The sequence below is a fragment of the Nocardioides terrigena genome, assembly GCF_003047265.1.
Taxonomy (GTDB): domain Bacteria; phylum Actinomycetota; class Actinomycetes; order Propionibacteriales; family Nocardioidaceae; genus Nocardioides; species Nocardioides terrigena.
On sequence record NZ_PZYY01000004.1, the window covers coordinates 275,359 to 295,174 of the forward strand.

Annotated in this window: 18 protein-coding genes; 11 read left to right on the top strand and 7 right to left on the bottom strand. The window is 70.4% G+C overall.

What is annotated here, in order from left to right:
• Positions 1-37: 37 nt before the first annotated feature.
• The 3 genes from DAE25_RS10590 to DAE25_RS10600 all read left to right on the top strand — a co-directional run bounded on the left by DAE25_RS10590 (position 38) and on the right by DAE25_RS10600 (position 2,242).
• On the top strand, positions 38-622 hold the full coding sequence (locus DAE25_RS10590) for a PadR family transcriptional regulator (protein WP_107766167.1): 585 nt from the start codon (positions 38-40) through the stop codon (positions 620-622).
• A gap of 26 nt (positions 623-648) precedes the next feature.
• A complete protein-coding gene (locus DAE25_RS10595; RefSeq protein ID WP_056887976.1) occupies positions 649-1,731 on the top strand; it encodes an inositol-3-phosphate synthase in 1,083 nt (360 codons plus the stop codon).
• A gap of 199 nt (positions 1,732-1,930) precedes the next feature.
• Complete coding sequence (locus DAE25_RS10600) at positions 1,931-2,242, top strand: hypothetical protein (RefSeq protein ID WP_107766168.1); 312 nt, start codon at positions 1,931-1,933, stop codon at positions 2,240-2,242.
• A 95-nt stretch (positions 2,243-2,337) separates the two neighbouring features.
• Here the strand turns inward: DAE25_RS10600 and DAE25_RS10605 are convergent, their stop codons facing one another.
• Positions 2,338-2,823: an SRPBCC family protein gene (locus DAE25_RS10605; RefSeq protein WP_107766169.1), complete on the bottom strand. Its 486-nt coding sequence runs from the start codon at positions 2,821-2,823 to the stop codon at positions 2,338-2,340.
• A gap of 10 nt (positions 2,824-2,833) precedes the next feature.
• Positions 2,834-4,279, bottom strand: a complete 1,446-nt coding sequence (locus DAE25_RS10610; protein ID WP_107766170.1) for a CCA tRNA nucleotidyltransferase — start codon at positions 4,277-4,279, stop codon at positions 2,834-2,836.
• An 87-nt stretch (positions 4,280-4,366) separates the two neighbouring features.
• Between DAE25_RS10610 and DAE25_RS23855 the strand changes: the two genes are divergently transcribed.
• The 6 genes from DAE25_RS23855 (at position 4,367) to trxB (ending at position 12,836) form a co-directional block, all read left to right on the top strand.
• Positions 4,367-6,610 carry a DUF6049 family protein gene (locus DAE25_RS23855; RefSeq protein ID WP_234410968.1) on the top strand — a complete coding sequence of 748 codons (2,244 nt, stop codon included), beginning with the start codon at positions 4,367-4,369 and terminating at the stop codon, positions 6,608-6,610.
• Positions 6,607-8,235: a murein biosynthesis integral membrane protein MurJ gene (gene murJ / locus DAE25_RS10615; RefSeq protein WP_234410969.1), complete on the top strand. Its 1,629-nt coding sequence runs from the start codon at positions 6,607-6,609 to the stop codon at positions 8,233-8,235. Before DAE25_RS23855 ends, murJ begins: the two co-directional genes overlap by 4 nt.
• 57 nt (positions 8,236-8,292) lie before the next feature.
• Positions 8,293-10,215, top strand: a complete 1,923-nt coding sequence (locus DAE25_RS10620) for a protein kinase family protein (protein WP_107766171.1) — start codon at positions 8,293-8,295, stop codon at positions 10,213-10,215.
• Complete coding sequence (gene sigM / locus DAE25_RS10625; RefSeq protein WP_107766172.1) at positions 10,212-10,898, top strand: RNA polymerase sigma factor SigM; 687 nt, start codon at positions 10,212-10,214, stop codon at positions 10,896-10,898. The genes DAE25_RS10620 and sigM overlap by 4 nt, the downstream gene beginning before the upstream one ends.
• Before the next feature lie 63 nt (positions 10,899-10,961).
• A complete protein-coding gene (locus DAE25_RS10630) occupies positions 10,962-11,696 on the top strand; it encodes a hypothetical protein (protein ID WP_107766173.1) in 735 nt (244 codons plus the stop codon).
• A gap of 126 nt (positions 11,697-11,822) precedes the next feature.
• Entirely contained in the window at positions 11,823-12,836 is a 1,014-nt protein-coding gene (trxB, locus tag DAE25_RS10635) for a thioredoxin-disulfide reductase (protein WP_107766174.1), read from the top strand.
• A gap of 8 nt (positions 12,837-12,844) precedes the next feature.
• On the opposite strand, the gene DAE25_RS10640 is transcribed toward trxB, so the two are convergent.
• The 5 genes from DAE25_RS10640 to DAE25_RS10660 all read right to left on the bottom strand — a co-directional run bounded on the left by DAE25_RS10640 (position 12,845) and on the right by DAE25_RS10660 (position 17,999).
• Positions 12,845-13,711: an ion transporter gene (locus DAE25_RS10640; RefSeq protein WP_107766175.1), complete on the bottom strand. Its 867-nt coding sequence runs from the start codon at positions 13,709-13,711 to the stop codon at positions 12,845-12,847.
• Entirely contained in the window at positions 13,704-14,114 is a 411-nt protein-coding gene (locus DAE25_RS10645) for a hypothetical protein (protein ID WP_159083675.1), read from the bottom strand. The genes DAE25_RS10640 and DAE25_RS10645 overlap by 8 nt, the downstream gene beginning before the upstream one ends.
• 61 nt (positions 14,115-14,175) lie before the next feature.
• Positions 14,176-14,565, bottom strand: a complete 390-nt coding sequence (locus DAE25_RS10650) for a hypothetical protein (RefSeq protein WP_107766177.1) — start codon at positions 14,563-14,565, stop codon at positions 14,176-14,178.
• Between the two features lie 534 nt (positions 14,566-15,099).
• Complete coding sequence (locus DAE25_RS10655) at positions 15,100-15,720, bottom strand: helix-turn-helix transcriptional regulator (protein ID WP_159083676.1); 621 nt, start codon at positions 15,718-15,720, stop codon at positions 15,100-15,102.
• 53 nt (positions 15,721-15,773) lie between these two features.
• Positions 15,774-17,999: an ATP-binding protein gene (locus DAE25_RS10660; protein ID WP_107766179.1), complete on the bottom strand. Its 2,226-nt coding sequence runs from the start codon at positions 17,997-17,999 to the stop codon at positions 15,774-15,776.
• Between the two features lie 240 nt (positions 18,000-18,239).
• On the opposite strand from DAE25_RS10660, the gene DAE25_RS10665 reads away from it, so the two are divergent.
• Together DAE25_RS10665 and trxA are read left to right on the top strand one after the other, a co-directional pair.
• A complete protein-coding gene (locus DAE25_RS10665) occupies positions 18,240-19,319 on the top strand; it encodes an NPCBM/NEW2 domain-containing protein (protein ID WP_107766180.1) in 1,080 nt (359 codons plus the stop codon).
• Positions 19,320-19,450: 131 nt separating this feature from the next.
• Positions 19,451-19,774, top strand: a complete 324-nt coding sequence (gene trxA, locus DAE25_RS10670; protein WP_056887986.1) for a thioredoxin — start codon at positions 19,451-19,453, stop codon at positions 19,772-19,774.
• Positions 19,775-19,816 lie beyond the last annotated feature (42 nt).

Below are 19,816 nucleotides of genomic sequence, written 5' to 3' on the forward strand. Positions count from 1 at the left end.
GATGGCGCCGAACGGATATATCGCTACGATAGGTCTCGTGACACGTCGTGGAGAGACCATCGAGCTCGCAGTCCTCGGACTGCTGCACGAGGCACCCATGCACGGCTACGAGCTCCGCAAGCGGCTCAACCTGATGCTCGGCTGGGGGCGGGTGCTGTCCTACGGCTCCCTCTACCCCGCCCTGAAGAAGATGCTGCGCACCGGCCTCATCGAGGAGCTCACCACCACCACCCCGGCGTCGCGACGGCCCAGGATCGTCTACCAGGTCACCGACGCCGGCACCGAGGAGTTCTCCCGATTGATGTCGGAGGTCGGTCCCACGGCGTGGGAGGACGACAACTTCGACATCCGCTTCGCGTTCTTCTCGTCCACCGACATGGAGATCCGGCTGCGCGTCCTCGAGGGCCGTCGTACCCGACTCCAGGAGCGGCTCGCCCGGGTCCAGCAGGACCTCGAGCGCACCCAGGCCGAGGTCGACCGCTACGCCGGCGAGCTCCAGCGGCACGGCGTCGAGTCGGTCGAGCGCGAGGTGCGCTGGCTCTCGGACCTCATCCGGGCCGAGCGCGGCGAGTCACCCGGACAGATCAGCAGCAGCAGCCCCGTCACCAGCACAGACCAGTAGAAGACCAGGCAGACAAGGAGAGCCCCATGGGTTCGGTACGAGTAGCAATCGCGGGGGTCGGCAACTGCGCCACCTCCCTCATCCAGGGCGTGGAGTACTACCGGGACGCCGACCCGCAGGCCACCGTTCCCGGGCTCATGCACGTCAAGTTCGGCGACTACCACGTCGGTGACGTGGAGTTCGTCGCAGCGTTCGACGTCGACGACAAGAAGGTCGGCAAGGACCTCTCCGAGGCCATCAACGCCTCCGAGAACAACACCATCAAGATCGCCGACGTCCCGACCCTCGGTGTCGAGGTCCAGCGCGGCCCGACGATGGACGGCCTCGGCAAGTACTACCGCATGACCATCGACGAGTCGTCCGCCGAGCCGGTCGACGTCGTCCAGGTCCTCAAGGACAACAAGGTCGACGTCCTCGTCTCCTACCTCCCGGTGGGCTCGGAGGAGGCCGACAAGTTCTACGCCCAGTGCGCGATCGACGCCGGTGTCGGCTTCGTCAACGCCCTGCCCGTCTTCATCGCCTCCGACCCCGAGTGGGCCAAGAAGTTCGAGGACGCCGGCGTCCCGATCGTCGGTGACGACATCAAGTCGCAGGTCGGCGCCACCATCACGCACCGCGTGATGGCCAAGCTGTTCGAGGACCGCGGTGTCGCGCTGGACCGCACCTACCAGCTCAACGTCGGCGGCAACATGGACTTCAAGAACATGCTCGAGCGTGAGCGCCTGGAGTCCAAGAAGGTCTCCAAGACCCAGGCCGTGACGTCCAACCTCAAGGGCGAGCTGGCGGACAAGATCAGCGACCGCAACGTCCACATCGGTCCGTCGGACTACGTCGCGTGGCTCGACGACCGCAAGTGGGCCTACGTCCGCCTCGAGGGTCGCGCCTTCGGTGACGTGCCCCTCAACCTCGAGTACAAGCTCGAGGTCTGGGACTCGCCCAACTCCGCCGGCATCATCATCGACGCCGTCCGGGCCGCCAAGATCGCCATGGACCGCGGCGTGGGTGGCCCGATCATCCCGGCCTCGACCTACCTCATGAAGTCCCCGCCGGTGCAGATGCCCGACGACCAGGGCCGCTACGAGCTGGAGAAGTTCATCGCAGGCGAGTGACCTCGCCCCCGCAGCAACCCGCACCACCCCGACAGCCCCGGCCGAGCGCCGGGGCTGTCGGCATTTCCGGAGGTGGCCGGTCGGCCACCGGTCCAGACCAGTCGGACCGGGTGTATCAGGACCGCGGCAGGGCGCTCTGACCGGGTGCACTCGCCGTACGGGGGAAGCGTCGGCGGTCCGTCACCCAGGAGGCAGCAGCATGCACGAGCTCCCGAACCTCGTCGCGATCCTCGCGGCGGTGGCGACGGTCCTCGCTGCGCGTCTCCTCGTGGGCGGCGACGACGCGTGGGGGGTCAGCGGCGTCCGTGGGCCCGGGAGCGGCGCCGGTGCCACGGGGGCACCGGACCCGCAGGGTCCGCGGACACCGGCCGGAGGGGAGCGCGACCCGGGTCGCGTCCAGGGGGACGGCACCGCCGCGCCCCCTTCCGGTCGCACCATCCGCACCATCCGCAGGACGCGGCACGCCGGGCCCGGGGGGACCCGCGCCGTGCCGCTGTGGGCACGGGGGTGACGCTGTCGTAGTAACGGGGGGCGACAGCGTCGACAGGGCGATCGGCACCGACACGGTGCGGGTCGCCCTGTCCGTCGTCAGCCGGTGTGCCGGGCTCAGGCCTCGGCCGTCGCCTTGATCGCGGCCAGCGTGGAGCGCATGCCCTCGCGCAGCTCGGCCTGGAAGGACGGCACGCCGCCGAGCATGCGCCTGGTGAGCCGGCTGGAGATGGCCGAGATGCCCTCCGGGGCCTCCCGGCGCTGCACCACGCGGGTGCCGGTCGCGGTCGGCTCCAGCGTGAACGACCACACGGTGAAGTTGTCCTTCACCCGGAACGCGATCTCCTGGTGCGGCTCGAAGCGCACGACCTTCGACTGGGTCGGCCACACGAGCAGGCCCCGCCGGTTGACGTTGAGCAGCCGGGTGCCGAGCTGGATCGGCCGCTCGGTCCGCACGTACGACCGCACGACCTGGGGGCTCCACTCCGCCAGCCGGGGCAGGTCCGAGACCAGGGACCAGACGCGCGCCGGGTCGGCCGCCACCTCCACGGTCTCCTCGATCAACGGCTCGACGTCCTGGGTGACTCCACGGGTGTTACTCATGGCCGGGAGGCTAGCGCTGGGCCCACCACTCCAGCAGGCGGGTCCGCGCCTCGTCGGGCGTGAGGTTGCCCTCGTCCATCCGCAGCTCGAGGAGGAACCGGTAGGCCTCGCCGACCTCGCGGCCCGGCCCGATGCCGAGGATCCCCATGATCTCGTTGCCGTCGAGGTCCGGCCGGATGGAGGCGAGCTCCTCCTGCTCGGAGAGGCGGGCGATGCGCTCCTCGAGGGAGTCGTAGGTGCGGCGCAGCCGGTCGGCCTTGCGCTGGTTGCGGGTCGTGCAGTCCGCCCGGGTGAGGATGTGCAGGCGCTCCAGCTGGTCGCCGGCGTCGCGCACGTAGCGGCGTACGGCCGAGTCGGTCCACTCCCCCGAGCCGTAGCCGTGGAACCGCAGGTGCAGCTCGACGAGGGTGCTCACGGCGTCGATGTCGGAGTTGGAGAAGCGCAGCGCGCGCATCCGCTTGCGCGTCATCTTGGCCCCGACGACGTCGTGGTGGTGGAAGGTCACGATGCCGCCCGACTCGAAGCGGCGGGTGCGCGGCTTGCCGATGTCGTGCATGAGTGCGGCGAAGCGGGAGACGAAGTCGGGCCCACCGCCGAGCCGGTGCTCGAGGTCGATCGACTGCTCGAGCACGGTCAGAGTGTGCTCGTAGACGTCCTTGTGCCGGTGGTGCTCGTCGCGCTCGAGCGCGAGGGCGGGCAGCTCCGGGAGCACGTGCGCGGCCAGGCCGGTCTCCACGAGCAGGGTCAGGCCGAGGCGGGGGTACGGCGCGCAGACCAGCTTGACGAGCTCGTCGCGCACCCGCTCGGCGGAGATGATCTCGATCCGCCCGGCCATCGCGGTCATCGCCGCGACCACCTCGGGGGCCACGGTGAAGCCGAGCTGGGCGGCGAACCTGGCCGCGCGCATCATCCGCAGCGGGTCGTCGGAGAAGGACTCCTCGGGGGTCCCGGGGGTCCGCAGCACCCGCTGGGCGAGGTCGACGACCCCGCCGTGCAGGTCCTCGAACTCGCGGCCCGGCACCCGCACCGCCATCGCGTTGACCGTGAAGTCCCGCCGGCCGAGGTCGCCGGCCAGCGAGTCGCCGTACTCCACGTCGGGCTTGCGGGAGGCGGGGTCGTAGGTCTCGGCCCGGTACGTCGTGATCTCGACCTGCCAGGGCCCCTTGCGGCAGCCGATGGTGCCGAACGCCCGTCCCATGTCCCAGATGGCGTCGGCCCAGCCCCTGAGCAGCCGCTCGGTCACGTCGGGGTGCGCCGACGTGGTGAAGTCGAGGTCGTTCTGGAGCCGGCCGAGCATCGCGTCGCGGACCGGGCCGCCGACCAGTGCCAGCTCCTCGCCGGCATCGGCGAAACGGGCGCCCAGCTCGTCGATGACGGGACCGATGCGATCGAGCTCGGCACCCACGCGACGCTGCACGTCGACGATCTGGAGCGGGGGCAACGGGGCGTCTGGCACGACGGAGCAGTCTAGGGGGTCCGGACGCCTCCCCCGGCACCGCCGAGTCCTCCGCTGGCACGACCGCGGCGCCGTTAGAGTCGGGGCGTGCCGCGCCCGTCCTCACCCCTGCCTGCCCCCAGGCGGCAGGTGGCACGACGGCGGCACCGGTGGGCGGCCCTGGCCGCAGGCCTCGCGGCGACCCTGCTCGGCGTACCCGTCACCGCGCCGGCGGCCGGGACCGCGCCTCTCGCCGACGCCGAGCCGCTGATCGTGCACCTCGACTCCATCACCCCCGCCGCCCTCGGCGACGACGACGACCCGGTCGAGATCACCGGCACGGTCACCAACCAGAGCGCCGAGCCCTGGACCGACGTCAACCTCTACGCCTTCCGGTCCACCACCCCGATCCTCGACACCACCTCACTGGCGGCGTCCGCGGCCATCGATCCGGCGGAGGCCGTGGGCGACCGGGTCGTCGAGCCGGGCACCTTCGACACCGTCGACCTGCTCCAGCCCGGGCAGACCACCGGCTTCTCGCTCACCGTGCCCCGCGAGCTGCTCGGGATCGTGGAGCCCGGCGCCTACTGGATCGGCGTCCACGCGATCGGGGACTCCTCGGTCCCGCGCGACGCCTTCGCCGACGGCAGGGCGCGCACCTTCATCCCGTATGTCGCGTCCTCGGCCGGGTCCATCGACGCCGCCGTCGTCCTGCCCGTCCGCGACCAGATCCGTCACACCGCGAGCGGGCGGGTGTCCGGCGTCCGCCGCTGGGCGACGTCCCTCGGCGACGGCGGGCGCCTCGACGCCGTGCTGGACGCCGGGCAGGCGTCGGGCGGCACCCCGATCAGCTGGCTGGTCGACCCGGCGGTGCTGGCCACCGTCGCGCGGCTGGCGGCCGGCAACCCGAGCCGCAGCCTGGCCGCCGACCCGGCCCAGGAGACCGAGGCCCCGGAGGACGCCGAGGAGGAGCCGACGGAGGAGCCCGGCGCGGGGGTCGCGGAGGTTCCCTTCCCGTCCGACCTCGGCGGTGCGCCGCTCGGCCCGCCCGCGCCCGAGGAGCTCTCCGACGACAAGCAGGCCGTCGCCGCCGTGGCGCAGGCCTGGCTCGACCGCTTCTCCGCCCTCGTCGCGGGCGATACGGTCCTGTCCCTGCCCTACGGCGACCTCGACGTGTCGGCCGCGGCCACCCACGGGCCGGTGTTCTACACCGACGCGATGGCCCGGGGCGCCGAGGTGCTGACCGCGCTGGGCATCACGCACACCCCCGTGCTGGCTCCCCCGGACGGTCTCATCAGCCCCGACGCGCTGCAGGCCGCCACGGACGAGACGGTCGTCCTCCTCGGCGACACCTCCTTCGCGGTCCCGCCGGACGCGCCGAACTCGATGGTCCGGCTGCTCGGCCACAAGGTGGTCGTGACGTCGTCCGGGGCGGCATCGGGCGGCCCGGGACCCACCACGGCCGACGAGCCGCTCGCCCTGCGACAGCGGCTGCTGAGCGAGGCGGCCCTGCGCCTCTACGCCGGGTCCACCGCTCCGGTGGTCCTCGTGCTCCCCGACGACTGGTACCCCCAGGACCCTGCCGACCTCTTCAGCGCCTTCGACGTGCCGTGGCTCGACCCGGTCCCGGTCATCGACATCAGTGCCCGCTCCGCGGTCGGCCTCAGCGCCTCCGACCTCAGCTACACCGAGGAGGACGCCGCCACCGAGCTCGGCGCCACCAGCTTCTCCGCCGCCCAGGCCCTGCGGCAGCAGGCGGCCGTCATGTCGGGCGTGCTCACCAGCCCCGATCTGGTGCAGCAGCAGGCCACCGACGAGGCCCTGGCCACGCTGTCGGTCCGCCAGCGTCCCCGGGAGGCCGCGGCCGCCGGCTCCGCCCGCGCCGCGGCCGGCTACCTCGACGACCAGCTCGCCGACATCGACGTGGTCGCCCCGCCGTCGGTGACCCTCTCGAGCGAGGACGGCACCCTGGGAGCCACCGTCGTCAACGGGCTCGACCAGCCGGTGACCGTCCGGGTCGAGGCGACGACCGACGGGTCCCTCGAGGTCGCCGACTCCGAGGTCCTCAACCTCGCTCCCGGCGCCCGGTCCCGGCTGCTCCTCGACGTGACCGCCTCCCGGCTCGGCATCCACCAGGTGCGGCTGGTGGTGACCGACCAGGACGGCACGCCCCTCGGTGGCTCCGCCTCGCTGCCCATCCGCGCGGCCCGGGTCAGCGCGATCATCTGGTACATCATGGTCTTCGGCGCCGTGCTGCTCTTCGGCACGATCGCGGTGCGCGTCGTACGCCAGGTGCGGGCCGGTCGTCGCGACGGCGACCCGGACGCCGGCGAGCCGGAGGCCGCCTCGTGAGCGACTCCCGGGTCCTCTCCGCGACCGCCGTGATGGCGAGCGGGACGATCCTCTCCCGCTTCAGCGGCTACTTCCGCACGCTGCTCATCGTCGCCGCGCTGGGCCAGGCCCTGCACGCCGACATCTTCACGATCGCCAACACCATCCCCAACGCCGTCTACATCCTCGTCGCCGGCGGCATCTTCAACGCGGTGCTCGTGCCCCAGCTGGTGCGCGCGATGAAGAACGACGAGGACGGCGGCGAGGCCTACGCCGCACGGATCATCACCCTCTCGGCGATGTTCCTGGCCGTCGTCACAGTGCTGCTGGTGCTGGTGGCGCCGCAGCTGATGCGGGTCTACCTCGCCCCCCGCTACTTCGACGCGGACCGGGCGGCGCACCTCGAGTCGGCGATCGCGTTCACCCGCTACTGCCTGCCGCAGGTCTTCTTCTACGGCATGTTCGTGCTGCTCGGGCAGGTGCTCAACGCCCGCCAGAAGTTCGGGCCGATGATGTGGGCGCCCATCGCCAACAACCTGATCGCCATCGCGGTGCTCGGCCTCTACCTCCTGGTCTGGGGTCCCGCGAACGCCGTCGAGGAGGTCGGCCCCTACACCGACGGGCAGGAGCTGCTGCTCGGCCTCGGCTCCACGCTGGGCATCGTCGTGCAGTTCCTGATCCTGATCCCCTACCTGCGCCGGTCCGGCTTCCGCTACCGCCCGCGGTTCGACTTCCGTGGCACCGGCCTGGGCCACACCGCCCGGCTCGCCGTGTGGACCGTCCTCTTCGTGGTGGTCAACCAGCTGGCCTACCTCGTCGTCACCCGGCTGGCGTCGAGCGGCACGGTCGACGGCGGCGGCACCGGCAACACCGTCTACTCCAGCAGCTTCCTCATCATGATGGTGCCGCACGCGATCGTGACCGTCTCGCTCACCACCGCGATCCTGCCCCGTCTGTCCGGCTACGCCAACGACGAGCGCCGTGCCGACATGGGCGCCATGATCGGCTCGACCCTGCGCACCGCGCTGGTGGTCGTGCTGCCCTTCGCGGTGCTCATGCCGATCGTGTCGAGGGACGTCGCGGGGGTGCTCTTCGACGTGGGCGCCGGCGATCCCGCCGCTTTCGCCCCGACGCTGGCCGTCTTCGGGCCGGCGCTGGTGTTCTTCACCGTCCACTACCTGATGCTGCGCGGTTTCTACGCCCTCGAGCAGACCCGCCTCGTCTTCTTCATCCAGTGCGCCATCTCCGCCACCAACATCGCCGTGGCGGTGTGGCTGGTCGGCCGGACCTCGCCCGACCAGACCGCGCCCGCGCTCGTGCTGGCCTGGCTGGCGTCGTACGTCGTGGGCTCGACCATCAGCTATGCCGTGCTGAGGCGGACCCTGGGCGGCCTGCAGACCCCCGCACTGGTGCGCTTCCTGGTGCGGATGGTGCTGGCGTGCGGCCTCGCCGGGGTGGCCGCGTGGTCGGTCGAGACGGCGCTCGACGGGCTGGGCGAACAGCCGGGGATGCTGCTGTCGTTGCTGCGCGGCGGACTCGCCGGGCTCGCCGGCGGACTCGTCCTGCTCGTCGCGGCCCACCTGATGCGGATCCGTGAGGTGACCTCCCTCGTGGACAGCGTGGCCGGTCGGCTCGCGCGACGGTGACACCTACGATGAGGTCGTCCACCGCCCAGTCGGGAGCCTTCGGGAGCGAGGTGAGCGATGCCTGACTCGATCCACGCCGGCGAGGTCCTCGCCTCGCGCTACCGCCTCGACGACCTGCTCGCCGAGAGCGAGGGCGGCCGCTTCTGGCGCGCCCACGACGCCGTCCTGCACCGGCACGTCGCCGTGCACCTCATCCCCCGCGACGACCCGCGGGCCGAGGGACTCCTGGAGGCGGCCCGCAACGTGGCCCCCCACCTCGACCCCCGCCTGCTGCGCGTCCTGGACGCCGAGCGGCTCGACGACCTCTGCTTCGTCGTCAACGAGTGGGGCCAGGGGACGTCGCTCGACGTCATGCTGGCCAACGACGGACCGCTGCAGCCGCGCCGCGCCGCGTGGATCGTCTCCGAGGTGGCCGACAGCCTCGCCCTCGCCCACGCCGCCGGGCTGGCGCACGGCCGGCTGGTCCCCGAGAACGTCCTGGTCGACCACCACGGACAGGTCCGGATCATCGGCTTCGGGGTGGACGCCGCCCTGCACGGCCTGCCGCCCGGACGGCGGTCGGCCGACCTCGTCGACGCCGCCGCGCTGCTGTACGCCGCCCTCACCGGCAAGTGGGCGGGCGTCTCGTCCTCGCAGCTCCCCGCCGCGCCCACCGACCACGGCGCCGTGCTGCGACCGCGGCGGGTCCGGGCCGGCATCCCCCGCGCCCTCGACGCCCTTTGCGACCAGGTCATCAACTCCGGCCGGTCCGCCGACGCCGGTGTGTCCGCCGCGGTCATCGCCGAGATGCTGCGCGACTACGTCGGCGACGCCTCCGGCATGCGGGAGTCCACCCAGGACCACACCACGATCCCGCCGTGGGCGCCCCCGGCGCCGGAGCACGGCCCGGGCCCCGCGGCCGAGCGGGCGACGGACGCGCCGGATCCGGCCGACGCGACCCGCGCGGTGCCGAGCGTCAGCGAGCCCACCCGGGTCGTCGCGCCGGTCCCCACCGGCGAGGACGCCGACCCCGACACAAACACCGACGCGGACGTGCGCGACGAGCCGGACGACGCCGGGGAGCCGCCTCGCGCGGGTCCCGTGGACCAGCCGACCCAGGCCGGCATGCCGGTCTTCGACGACGAGCGCGACGAGATCGGCTGGGTGGCGGCCCGCAGCGACCCGCCGCCCCCGCCGCCGCCCTTCGAGGAGCGGCCCGCCAAGCCGCTCTTCGCCCCCGAGCCGCCCGAGGGCCAGCCGGCGAGACGGCCCCGTGAGGGATTCAGCGCCGCGACGTCCAGCGGCTACTGGCCGTGGGAGGGCACGTCCGGCGGTCACCAGACCGGCTCGCACACCGGGACGGGTGCCGCGTCCCTCTACGACACCGGCACCGGCGACGACGACGTCCCGGGACGCAGCTGGATCCGCCTCGCCCTGCTCATCGGCCTGTGCCTGCTCGTCGCCCTGGCCGCCCTCGCGGCGTACCAGATCGGTCGCGGCGGTGGCGACGAGCCCACCGCCGAGCCCCCGGGGACGCCGGTGACGACCGCGCCCCCGACGCCCTTCCCCGAGGTGACGGGTCGCGACTTCGACCCGCAGGGCACGGACGGGCAGGTGGAGAACTCCGACCTCGTGCCACTGGCACTCGACGGCAACACCGCCACCTCGTGGAACACGTCGAGCTACAACCAGCAGCTCGGCCCGGGCGGTCTCAAGACCGGCGTGGGACTGGTCCTCGACCTCGGCCGCACCCGCGGCGTCCGGCAGGTCGACATCGCCACCCTCGGTGGTCCGACGTCGCTCGCCGTCTACATCACCGGGCAGGCGCCCTCGGGCGTCGCCGACCTCACGCCGGTCGGCGATGCCACGGGCAGCGGCACCCTCACCGTCGAGCTCGACGAGGCCGTGTCGGGGCGCTTCGTCACCGTGTGGCTGACCGCGCTGCCGCAGCTCGACGGCACCTTCCGCGGCACCATCGCCGACGTCGTGGTGGCCGGGTGACTCTCCCCGGCGGCCCGGACGACCGGTCGGACCCCGACCTGCTGGCCGCGCACGTGGCCGGCGACGCCGACGCCTTCGGTGTCCTCTTCGCCCGGCACCGCGACCGGCTCTGGGCCGTCGCACTGCGCACCATGGGCAACCCCGAGGACGCCGCCGACGGCCTCCAGGACGGGATGATCGCCGCCTTCCGCCGGGCCGGTTCGTTCCGCGGCGAGGCGGCCGTCACCACCTGGCTGCACCGGGTCGTGGTCAACGCGTGCCTCGACCGGATCCGGGCCGCCAAGGTCCGTGCCGCCGACGCGTTGCCCGACGACCTGGAGGAGCGGGCCGACCGCGGCGCGCTCGTCGCGTCCACCGACACCGGCGACGACCCCGAGGCCAGCGCGCTCGCCGGGGAGCGTCGCCGGGCCGTGCTCGACGCGCTCGCCACCCTGCCGCTCGACCAGCGGGCCGCGCTGGTGCTCGTCGACATGGAGGGCTACTCCGTCGCCGAGGCCGCGGCGATCCTGGAGTGTGCCGAGGGCACCATCAAGTCACGGTGCTCGCGCGGCCGGGCCCGCCTCGCGCCGTTGCTGGTCGCACTGAGACCCCCCTCACCCGCCACCCCCGTGGGGAACCCCCCGTCCGGCGCCGACGTCCCATCCACCGGTGCACCCCGCGGGCCTCCCGACAGCGCCCGCTGAGGTGCGCCCGCACCCGACGCCCGGACCGACCCGACCCCGCCAGCTCCCGAGGAGGTGAGCACGATGACCGCCGACGACCCCGCCCTGTCCCCCGCCGAGGAGGCGGCCGTCCGCGCCCGCCTCGCCGAGGCGCGGCACACGGACCCGGTCCCCGACCACGTCGTCGCCCGCCTCGACGGGGTGCTCGCCGACCTGACCGCCGAGCGCACCGCCGAGCCTGCCGCTGACCGCCGGGAGCAGGACGACGCACCCGTCGCGCCCGTCGTACCCCTCGCCTCCCGACGCCGGCGTGCCCTCTCCACCGGACTGGTCGCCGCCGCGGCCGTCGTGGCCCTCGGCGTGGCCCTCCCCCAGGTCCTCGACTCCACAGGCGGGTCCGACTCGGCGTCCTCCGGCTCGGCGGCGGACAGCGGTGGCTCGGTCGCCGAGTCCGGGCCCGGCCAGGGCGACGACTCCGACGACGCCGCGGCGGGGTCCGCGCCCAGCGAGCTGGCGGAGAGCCCCGGCGCCAGCAGCGAGCGGACCGGCTCGGCGTTCGTCGCCCCCCTCGCGCTCCGCAGCGACGAGGCCCTGCGTCCCGCGGTCCGGCCGCTTGCGCGCCCGGGAGCCGTGACGGCGTACGACGCCAGCCCCGGCTGCGTCCTCGACGTCGGCGCGGGCGAGCGCGTGGACGCCACCTGGGACGGGCTTCCCGCCGTGGTCGTGCTGCGTCCGGTCGAGGAGGGCCGCCAGGACGTGGAGGTCTTCGTCTGCGGCTCGGACGAGGTCGTGGCCAGCACCACGCTGCGCGCCCCTTGAGCCCCTCACGCCCCACCGGTCCCCCGTCGTGGTGTGCGCCACCGCGGGGAACATCCCTCGCCTACGATCGGTTGGACTGATGTACCCAGCACCCCTCCCCAGATCCTCCAGGAGCCCTGAACACGCATGACTGAGCGCACCGAGACCCGCAACGTGATCATCATCGGCTCGGGCCCGTCGGGCTACACCGCCGCGGTCTACGCCGCCCGCGCGGCCCTGGAGCCGCTGGTCTTCGAGGGCTCCGTCACCGCCGGTGGCGCCCTGATGAACACCACCGAGGTCGAGAACTTCCCCGGTTTCCGCGACGGCATCATGGGCCCGGCCCTGATGGACGAGATGCGCGCCCAGGCCGAGCGCTTCGGGGCGGAGCTGATCTCCGACGACGTCGTCGAGGTCGACCTCACCGGCGAGGTCAAGGTCGTCAAGACGGCCACCGACACCTACACCGCGCGCTCGGTCGTCCTGGCGACCGGCTCGGGCTACCGCAAGCTCGGGCTGCCCCGCGAGGAGGAGCTCTCCGGTCGCGGCGTCTCCTGGTGCGCCACGTGCGACGGCTTCTTCTTCCGCGAGCAGGCCATCGCGGTCGTCGGCGGCGGCGACTCCGCCATCGAGGAGGCCACCTTCCTCACCCGCTTCGCCTCGAAGGTCTACCTGATCCACCGCCGCGACGAGCTGCGCGCCTCCAAGATCATGCAGGAGCGCGCCTTCGCCGACCCCAAGCTGGAGATGGTGTGGAACTCCGAGGTCGCCGCGATCAACGGCGCCGACAAGCTCGAGTCGGTCGTGCTGCGCGACACCGTCACCGGTGAGGAGCGCCAGCTCGACGTGACCGGCCTCTTCATCGCCATCGGCCACGACCCGCGCTCCGAGCTGCTCGCCGGCCAGGTCGACCTCGACGACGAGGGCTACGTCCTCGTCGACCACCCGTCGACGGCCACCAACATCCAGGGCGTCTTCGCCGCCGGCGACCTCGTCGACCACCAGTACCGCCAGGCGATCACCGCCGCCGGCACCGGGTGCGCCGCGGCCCTCGACGCCGAGCGCTACGTGGCAGCCCTCGACCACGCCGCGCTCGTGGACGCCTCTCCGGCGGAGACCGACGAGATCGTCACCGAGGTCGTGCAGACCGCCGGTCTCTGATTGGGCAATCACTCCACAACGGAGTAGTGGACCGAACACTTCGAGTCGTGTGACCGCACACTCGCCAACTCGTCGAGACGGGTGCGAATGTGCGCGAGCTCGGCCAGGACTGTGCGGGTCGACTCGTCCACTGCGGTCTCGACCTCGTCGACCGTCTCGACGACACCATCGATCGAGTCATCGGACTGACGGTCCAGTGCCTCCACGGCGACCGCCACGAAGAGGTTGAGCACGATGTAGGTCGCCACGATCAGGTAGGCAGCAAAGAACGCCCACGCCCAGGGGTTGTCAGATGCGACCCCCGCGACGACGTTGGCCCAGTCGTCTCCGGTTGTTATCTGGAAGATGGACCGAAACGAGGGACCGAGCGAGCCGAAGTGCTCCGGGTCGGCCTCTCCGAACAACTCGGTCGAGAGCACGGCTGAGATGTACATGACGATCCCCAGCAACGCTCCTATGGAAGCCATGCCCGGGATGGTCGCGACGAGAGCCCCGACCACCCTGCGCATCGACCGGACCGTCGAGAGAAGGCGAAGCACCCGAAAGACCCGGAATATCCTGAGCAACGAATAGCCGCTGCCGCCGGGCACCGCGGAGATAAGTACCACGGCGAGGTCAAAGAGGTTCCACGGACTTCTGAAGAATTGGGGGCCGTAGGCGTACAGACGCAGGGACACCTCGACGACAAAGATCATCACGGTGCCGAACGTCGCCCACCTAAGGACCTCTGCATGGTTCGTGGCGAGCGCCGGAGTGGCCTCGACGCCGATCAGGGCTGCGTTCACGACGATGACCAGGATGATGAAGGCTTGGAACTCCCGTCGCTCGACCAGATGCTGGACTCGTCTGCGGCGACCCTCCTGCCCATCACCCACAGTTGACCCGAACGTACTCGTCGATCCTCCCTAGGGCGGGGGCAGTCTGGAGTCCTGCCATCAGACTGGACGCGAAGGCACCCAGCGCGTTGTCAGCCGACTCCTTGCTGGACTCCAGTTGCGATTCGTAGGCATCCCGAACGGATTCGGTGTCCTGTCGGATCTCGTCCGGAGCAACCTCCGACAGCGCCTCCCACATCTGCGCCAGGTCGCCCATGGCGCCCATTCCCCTGCTCAGGCCTTCGAGGGCGCCGAGGGCGCTTCCGCTGCTTGCTTGCTCGTCTGCGCTGGCCCACGCCTCGAGGTATCGCTTCTTGTACTCGTCCATCGTCGAGCAGTAGGCCTCCGCCGAGCGCTCCTGTCCGCACGCCGTCATCAGGAGCGACACCAGTGCCACTGCCACGACCGCACAACCACGGCGCGCGATCCACGATGCCGCACAGCCCTTCCGCGTGCCCCGCATCTCAGAAGGTGTCCGACCCGATGAGCTGCTTCTCGAGATCGTCCGCGGTGCTGGTCACCAGGACGATCGGCCGGACGATCTCGTTCGCGTCCAGGTTCGCGAGTGGAGCCGCGTGACGCACGGTGAGCAGCTCACCCGACAGCGCCAACCCCCCGCAGACGTGGTTCTCCATGATCCGAAGCGCCTGCACCATGTCGAGCGAGGCGATCGGTCCGATGACGGACTCAACCTGAATCCACTCCTCGCCCTGGGCCAGTTCCATGCGCCACAGGAAGACCACCTGAGACCGTAGGTCCCCGGTGTTGAAGACCATCTTGACCCTGCTGTCCGTCATCTCATTGACGTCGTAATTGCTACTGATGAAGCTGGTGAGTGCGTTCCAATTCGTCATGTCTGCATCCGTTCCGGTCATTGTCGGGTTCCGCTGACCCCTCGCCTGAAGGGAATCCCAAGGAATACGGAGCAGTACATCCCCACTTCCGGGGGACGACGCGGTTCACGCTCGTGGCCACTGTTGCCTCCCCTATTCCGGGAATGCTGCACCTACGACACTTCGCGCAGTCTTCCCTTGGGCCACATCTTTGGTGGCCACGTCATCTGGGGGGGATCCCCGGCCGAATCACGGAGGTAGACGCTCATGTTCAAGACCGAGGCTTACAAGACAGCACGCGGCAACTACGACATCCAGGCGACCTGTCCCAAGGGGCACACCTGCTACAAGAAGCGTGGCGATTCCGAAACCTACAAGTGCCCCTATTGTGGCCACGACGTGCGGTAGCGGTCACGGACGTTCAGCCTCGAGGCTCGACTCCTCGAAGCGAGACCAGCGGCGAGTGCGCAGGGCCGCCGCGCGTGCGAGCGAAGCACGCCCGTCAACTTCATGACGGAGCAGGTCCCCGGCCGGCCGGGGACCTGCTGGGCGGGGTCAGATCCAGCCGTCCAGCCCCGCCTCGCGAACCAGGCTGCCTGTGTTGGTGACCTCACGTTCGGCGTCGATGTACTTGCCTCTGATCGACTTCAGGTGTGCACGGACCGTCTCCTCCGCCACCTTCAGCCGCGATCCAACCTGGCGCTGGGTCAATCCGTCGCGGAGGTTGGAGAGGACCTCCACTTCCCGGACCGTCAGCCGCGGGGTGAGAGAGACGTCGCTGATGAGGGCCTCGGCCACCACACTGCTGCAGACGAAGTCGCCCATCGCGGCCCGCCGCACCACGTTCACGAGAGCCTCGGTTCCGTCGTTCTTCAGGATTACCCCGTGGACACCGTGGGCAAGCGCCCGGCGCAGTGGCATCGGCTTCTCCTCCGCCGTGTGCAGGACGACAGCGCCGGCCCAAGCCGCGAGCGCGGGAATGTGGTCGAGGACCAGCACGTCATCACGCCCGAGGTACAGGTCCAGCACCAGCACGTCAGGTCCGGGACCGTCGACATCCACCTCGTCCACTGCGCCGTACGAACCGACCAGTTGTAGCTCCTCGCCGTGTCGGTGGACCGCAGCGGCCACACCGTCACGGACGACCTCTTGGTTGTCCAGCACGGCGACGGTCACGCGAGCAGATGGCTGCATGGGAGTTGCCTATCTGTCCGGCCTAGCCGGTGTCTCTACCCCAAAACGGGGAGGTCCTCGATCAGGAGGACCGCCCGGAACTCGTCCACATCGGTTTCAATGACTGCCTCCTGCTGTCCATGCAGCAGGTCGATGGCGGGTCTGTCGGGTGCGGGGACGATCGAGATCCTGACTCGTGGGTCATCCATCGACGGCGGTGTGACGATGACCCGGTGCCCGCCTGAATGAGGCAGAACGCGGGCCAGCACCTGTCCTACAGTTCTTGTCGAAGCGCCGGGGGTGAGCCCTGCGCGGAGCTCGATCACGCCGCCTGCCTCACGGAAGCGCGCGACTTGCAGACGGAGGGCTTCGTCGAAGAAGCCCGGTGCATACAGGTCATCGCGCGCCGACACTGCGAGAAGTCGCGCGCGGTCACGGGTCGGTGCTGCGTGCAGGGAGAGCTCGCCGTTGGCGATCCGCTGCAGCCACGGCAACGTCTCGGCACGGACATGGGCGAAGTACATGTGAGCGGTTGCGTCGCGCCACTGACGCACCGCCAGTGCATGCTCAAGCTCGAACTCACGCGCCTGCTCCGTCCGCAGGCTCTTACCCTGTCGACGGATGAGCCACCCGAGTACCAGCGAGGGAACGGGGCAGGTCACCACGGCGTTGATCGATCCCCACGGGACCAGACCACCGGTGAGTTCGGGCCTAATGAGCGGCGCCCCGACGACGATCAGGAGGTGCATCACGATGACCAGTGCGCCCGCCCGGATGGGCAGGTTGAAGACGAGCACCACCAGTGGCAGAGCACTCATGCCGACGGACCACGATCGGAAGTCGAGCATGGCTTCGTCGGCCATGGTGATCAACCCGACCACCTGCAAGCCGGCCAGCGCGCACCCCATGGTCACCAGCCAGGCTGTGTCCGGCGCTCGAGACTCCACGCGACGCACGATGAGGTAGGTCGAGGCCAGCCATCCGACAGCGAGCCACAGCTGACTCCACGTGCCATTCACAGCGGCGCTGTGGACCGCCACGACGGTCCAGGCGGCGGCCAGTGGGAATGCGACCGATCTCGACAGGGTGCTGATGGGCCCGAGACTGGCAGTGGTCAGCTCGTGGGCTCGCTGGAGCTGGCGCACGCGGGAGCCATCGTGCCGAGGGATGGTCATGGCCAGAGTCGCGCCACCACCTTCGCGAGGACGCAGCGCAGCGGAACCCCCCAACGCCTGGAGCGGTCGACGCACGGACTGCGAGAGCCCGAAGCCCTCGGCTGCAGTGGCATCGACCCCTCTCCCTCGATCCCGTACCTCCAAATGGACGTCCCGGCGATCACCCCACAGCGCCAAGGTCACGGCATCGGCACGGCCGTGGCGAAGCGCATTGCGAACGCCTTCGAGTGCGGCCCTCCGCAAGGCGGCAAGTCGATCGGGGGACAGTTCCGGCAAACGGGCCATCCTGGCACCCACCGCGACATGCACCCTGATCGGGGATCCGGACCGGATGTCGTGCACCAGCTGCGCGTATGAACTCGCCAGCCCGAGGCTGTCGTCGCCGGGCGCCCCCACAGGCCCCGCCTCGCCCTCTTCGCGCTCCAGGACCGCCTTCATCGCGGCGACCGTGGCGGAGCACTGCCTTCGGATGCGCGGCGGCGGGGCCGATGCATCAGCGATCAGGTGGAGGGTCCCGAGGACGTCGTCGTGCAGCACGCGCTGGCTGATCCCGCGTGCGTCTCTCTCAGTCTCCTCCTTGGCCAGCTCGAGTTCCCGTTGCCGGTTGGCCAGCGCGACCTGCTCGGTGGTGATCGAGCTGTGCTGCATGGCGTTCACGAAGCTCACGGCCGCCGAAGCCGTGCTGAGTGCCAAGACGATGGTGTCGAGCGTGAGTCCCGCACCCGCAAGGTCCAAGGCACGCAGGACGACGATGTGGACACCCGCACAGGTGGCGACGACGCCCAGGGCGAGGGGCAACCACATGAGGCGGGCGGCCATCAGACCCAATGCAGAGAGGACCATGCCAGTCGTGCCGTCGTTCGGCACTCCGTGAGTGCCCAAGGTGGGCGTCGCGACGAGAAATGTGCCGACCAGCAGGACGAGGTGTCGCACCCGTTCCCCGTCACGGAACACGTCCAGAGCAACGCACAGCAGGACGATCGCGATGACACTTCGCAGCATCGCGATCTCGCTCGTGACCCATGACTTTCCCACCCACGGCAACGCAGAGAACAGACAGAGGCTCATCAGGATCGACGCATGCGCACCGAGAATGCTGCGATACATCCGGTAGGCACTGCCTTGCGTGGGGCGTGGAACAGGCGGACGTACCCAGCTCCTCATGCCCGTCCCCCCGTCCGGTCGCTGCCCGCGATGCTAGGCGAGCGATTGCACTCGATGGCGACGTCTCGGGTAAAGAACTGATCGGCTGACGTGTCCGCTCCCCCGGAAACCGGGGATGTCCTGGGCGACACACGACTGCCTACGGTCAGATCCACACGACCCGTTCCCACCAGGAGGACCGCCATGCGCCGTCTCGCACTCACCGTTGCCACGCTGTTGGTCGCCACCACGACCCCTGTCACTGCGGCGGGCCAGGAGGCGGTGAACATGGAAGCGGGCATCACAACGTTTCAACGCGCCACCAATGGAGCTGTCACGCTCTTCGCGCCTGCGACCGTGGCGCCCCGCAGCACGGTCAGGCTCACCGGCACCGCGAAAGCGCGCAAGCGCACCCCCGTCGTCATCCAACAGCGACGAATCGGTAGGAAGTCGTGGACCGAGGAAGGAACGACGAGGGTCAGGCGCAAGGGCAGGTTCTCCTACACCGAGACCGTCACCAACTTCGACCGGCAGTACCGTGCCTGCGTCCGCGGACGATGCAGCAAGCCGGTCGCCGTAAGGATCGTCCGCCCCGAGCCGCCCGCGCCGCAGCCCACCTCGCTCACCCTCACGGGTGGTCCGAGCGCCCAGATCGAGGCCGGGCAGACGATCACCGCGACCGGGACCGCTTCGGGCAACCTGATCGGCAAGAGCGTGGCTTTCCAGGTGTACGACACCACCAGTGAGACCTGGGGCGCGATCGGCGGTGCCGTGGTTGACGGGTCCGGTAACTGGGCGGTCAGCGGTCCCATTGGGACCGCCGGCAAGATCGCCGTACGGATCGTCGCGCCTGCCACGCCCACGACCTTGGCGTCGTCCGTCGGCGCTGGCGTCATTTCGGTGTTTGGCTGGTACTACCTGAGCGACATGGGCACCGTCGAGGGCGAATGGGATGGTTCAGGCGCCTATCGGATCAGCGGCGCCACGTACACCAACTCGGTTGCGGAGGACACCGAGTACATCCAGGTTGACCTGGCCCGATCCTGCATCCGGTTCAGCACGGTGGTGGGTCTGAACGACTCCAGCGCGAGCGGCTCCCGGGCTGCCGTACGTCTGTTGGCCGACTCCGTGGAGCGCTACGCCAACAACAACCTCACGTTGGGTGTCGGATTTCCGGTCACATTCGACTTGACCAACGCGCTGAGGCTTGTCGTCGAACCGACCAACGTGACAAGCGGCCCTGAAGTCGTGCTGGGGGACGCCAAGATTCTCTGCTCCTTCTGATCCGCGACCTGACGACCGCGATGCCGGGGGACATCGCCATCGTTGGCGCGGTTCCGCCGGCGCGGGGAACAGATGTCCCCGGCACGGTGTTGACTGAGCACAACCCGAGACCCCCACAGAAAGGTGGAGCAGTGGCCAACATCGCCGCCGTGACCGACGCCGAGTTCGAGGCGCAGGTCCTCAAGTCCGACAAGCCCGTCCTCGTGGACTTCTGGGCCGAGTGGTGTGGCCCGTGCCGCCAGGTCGCCCCGATCCTCGACGAGATCAACTCCGAGCACGGTGACAAGGTCACCTTCCTCAAGATGAACGTCGACGAGAACCCGGTGACGCCCTCGTCCTACCGCGTCACCGGCATCCCGACCATCAACGTCTACAAGGACGGCGAGGTCGTCAAGTCCATCGTGGGCGCCAAGCCCAAGGCCGCGCTCCTCAAGGAGCTCGCCGACTTCATCTGAGTCGAGTCTCCACACCGCGCCCCGGTGCGCTCCTCACGGAGC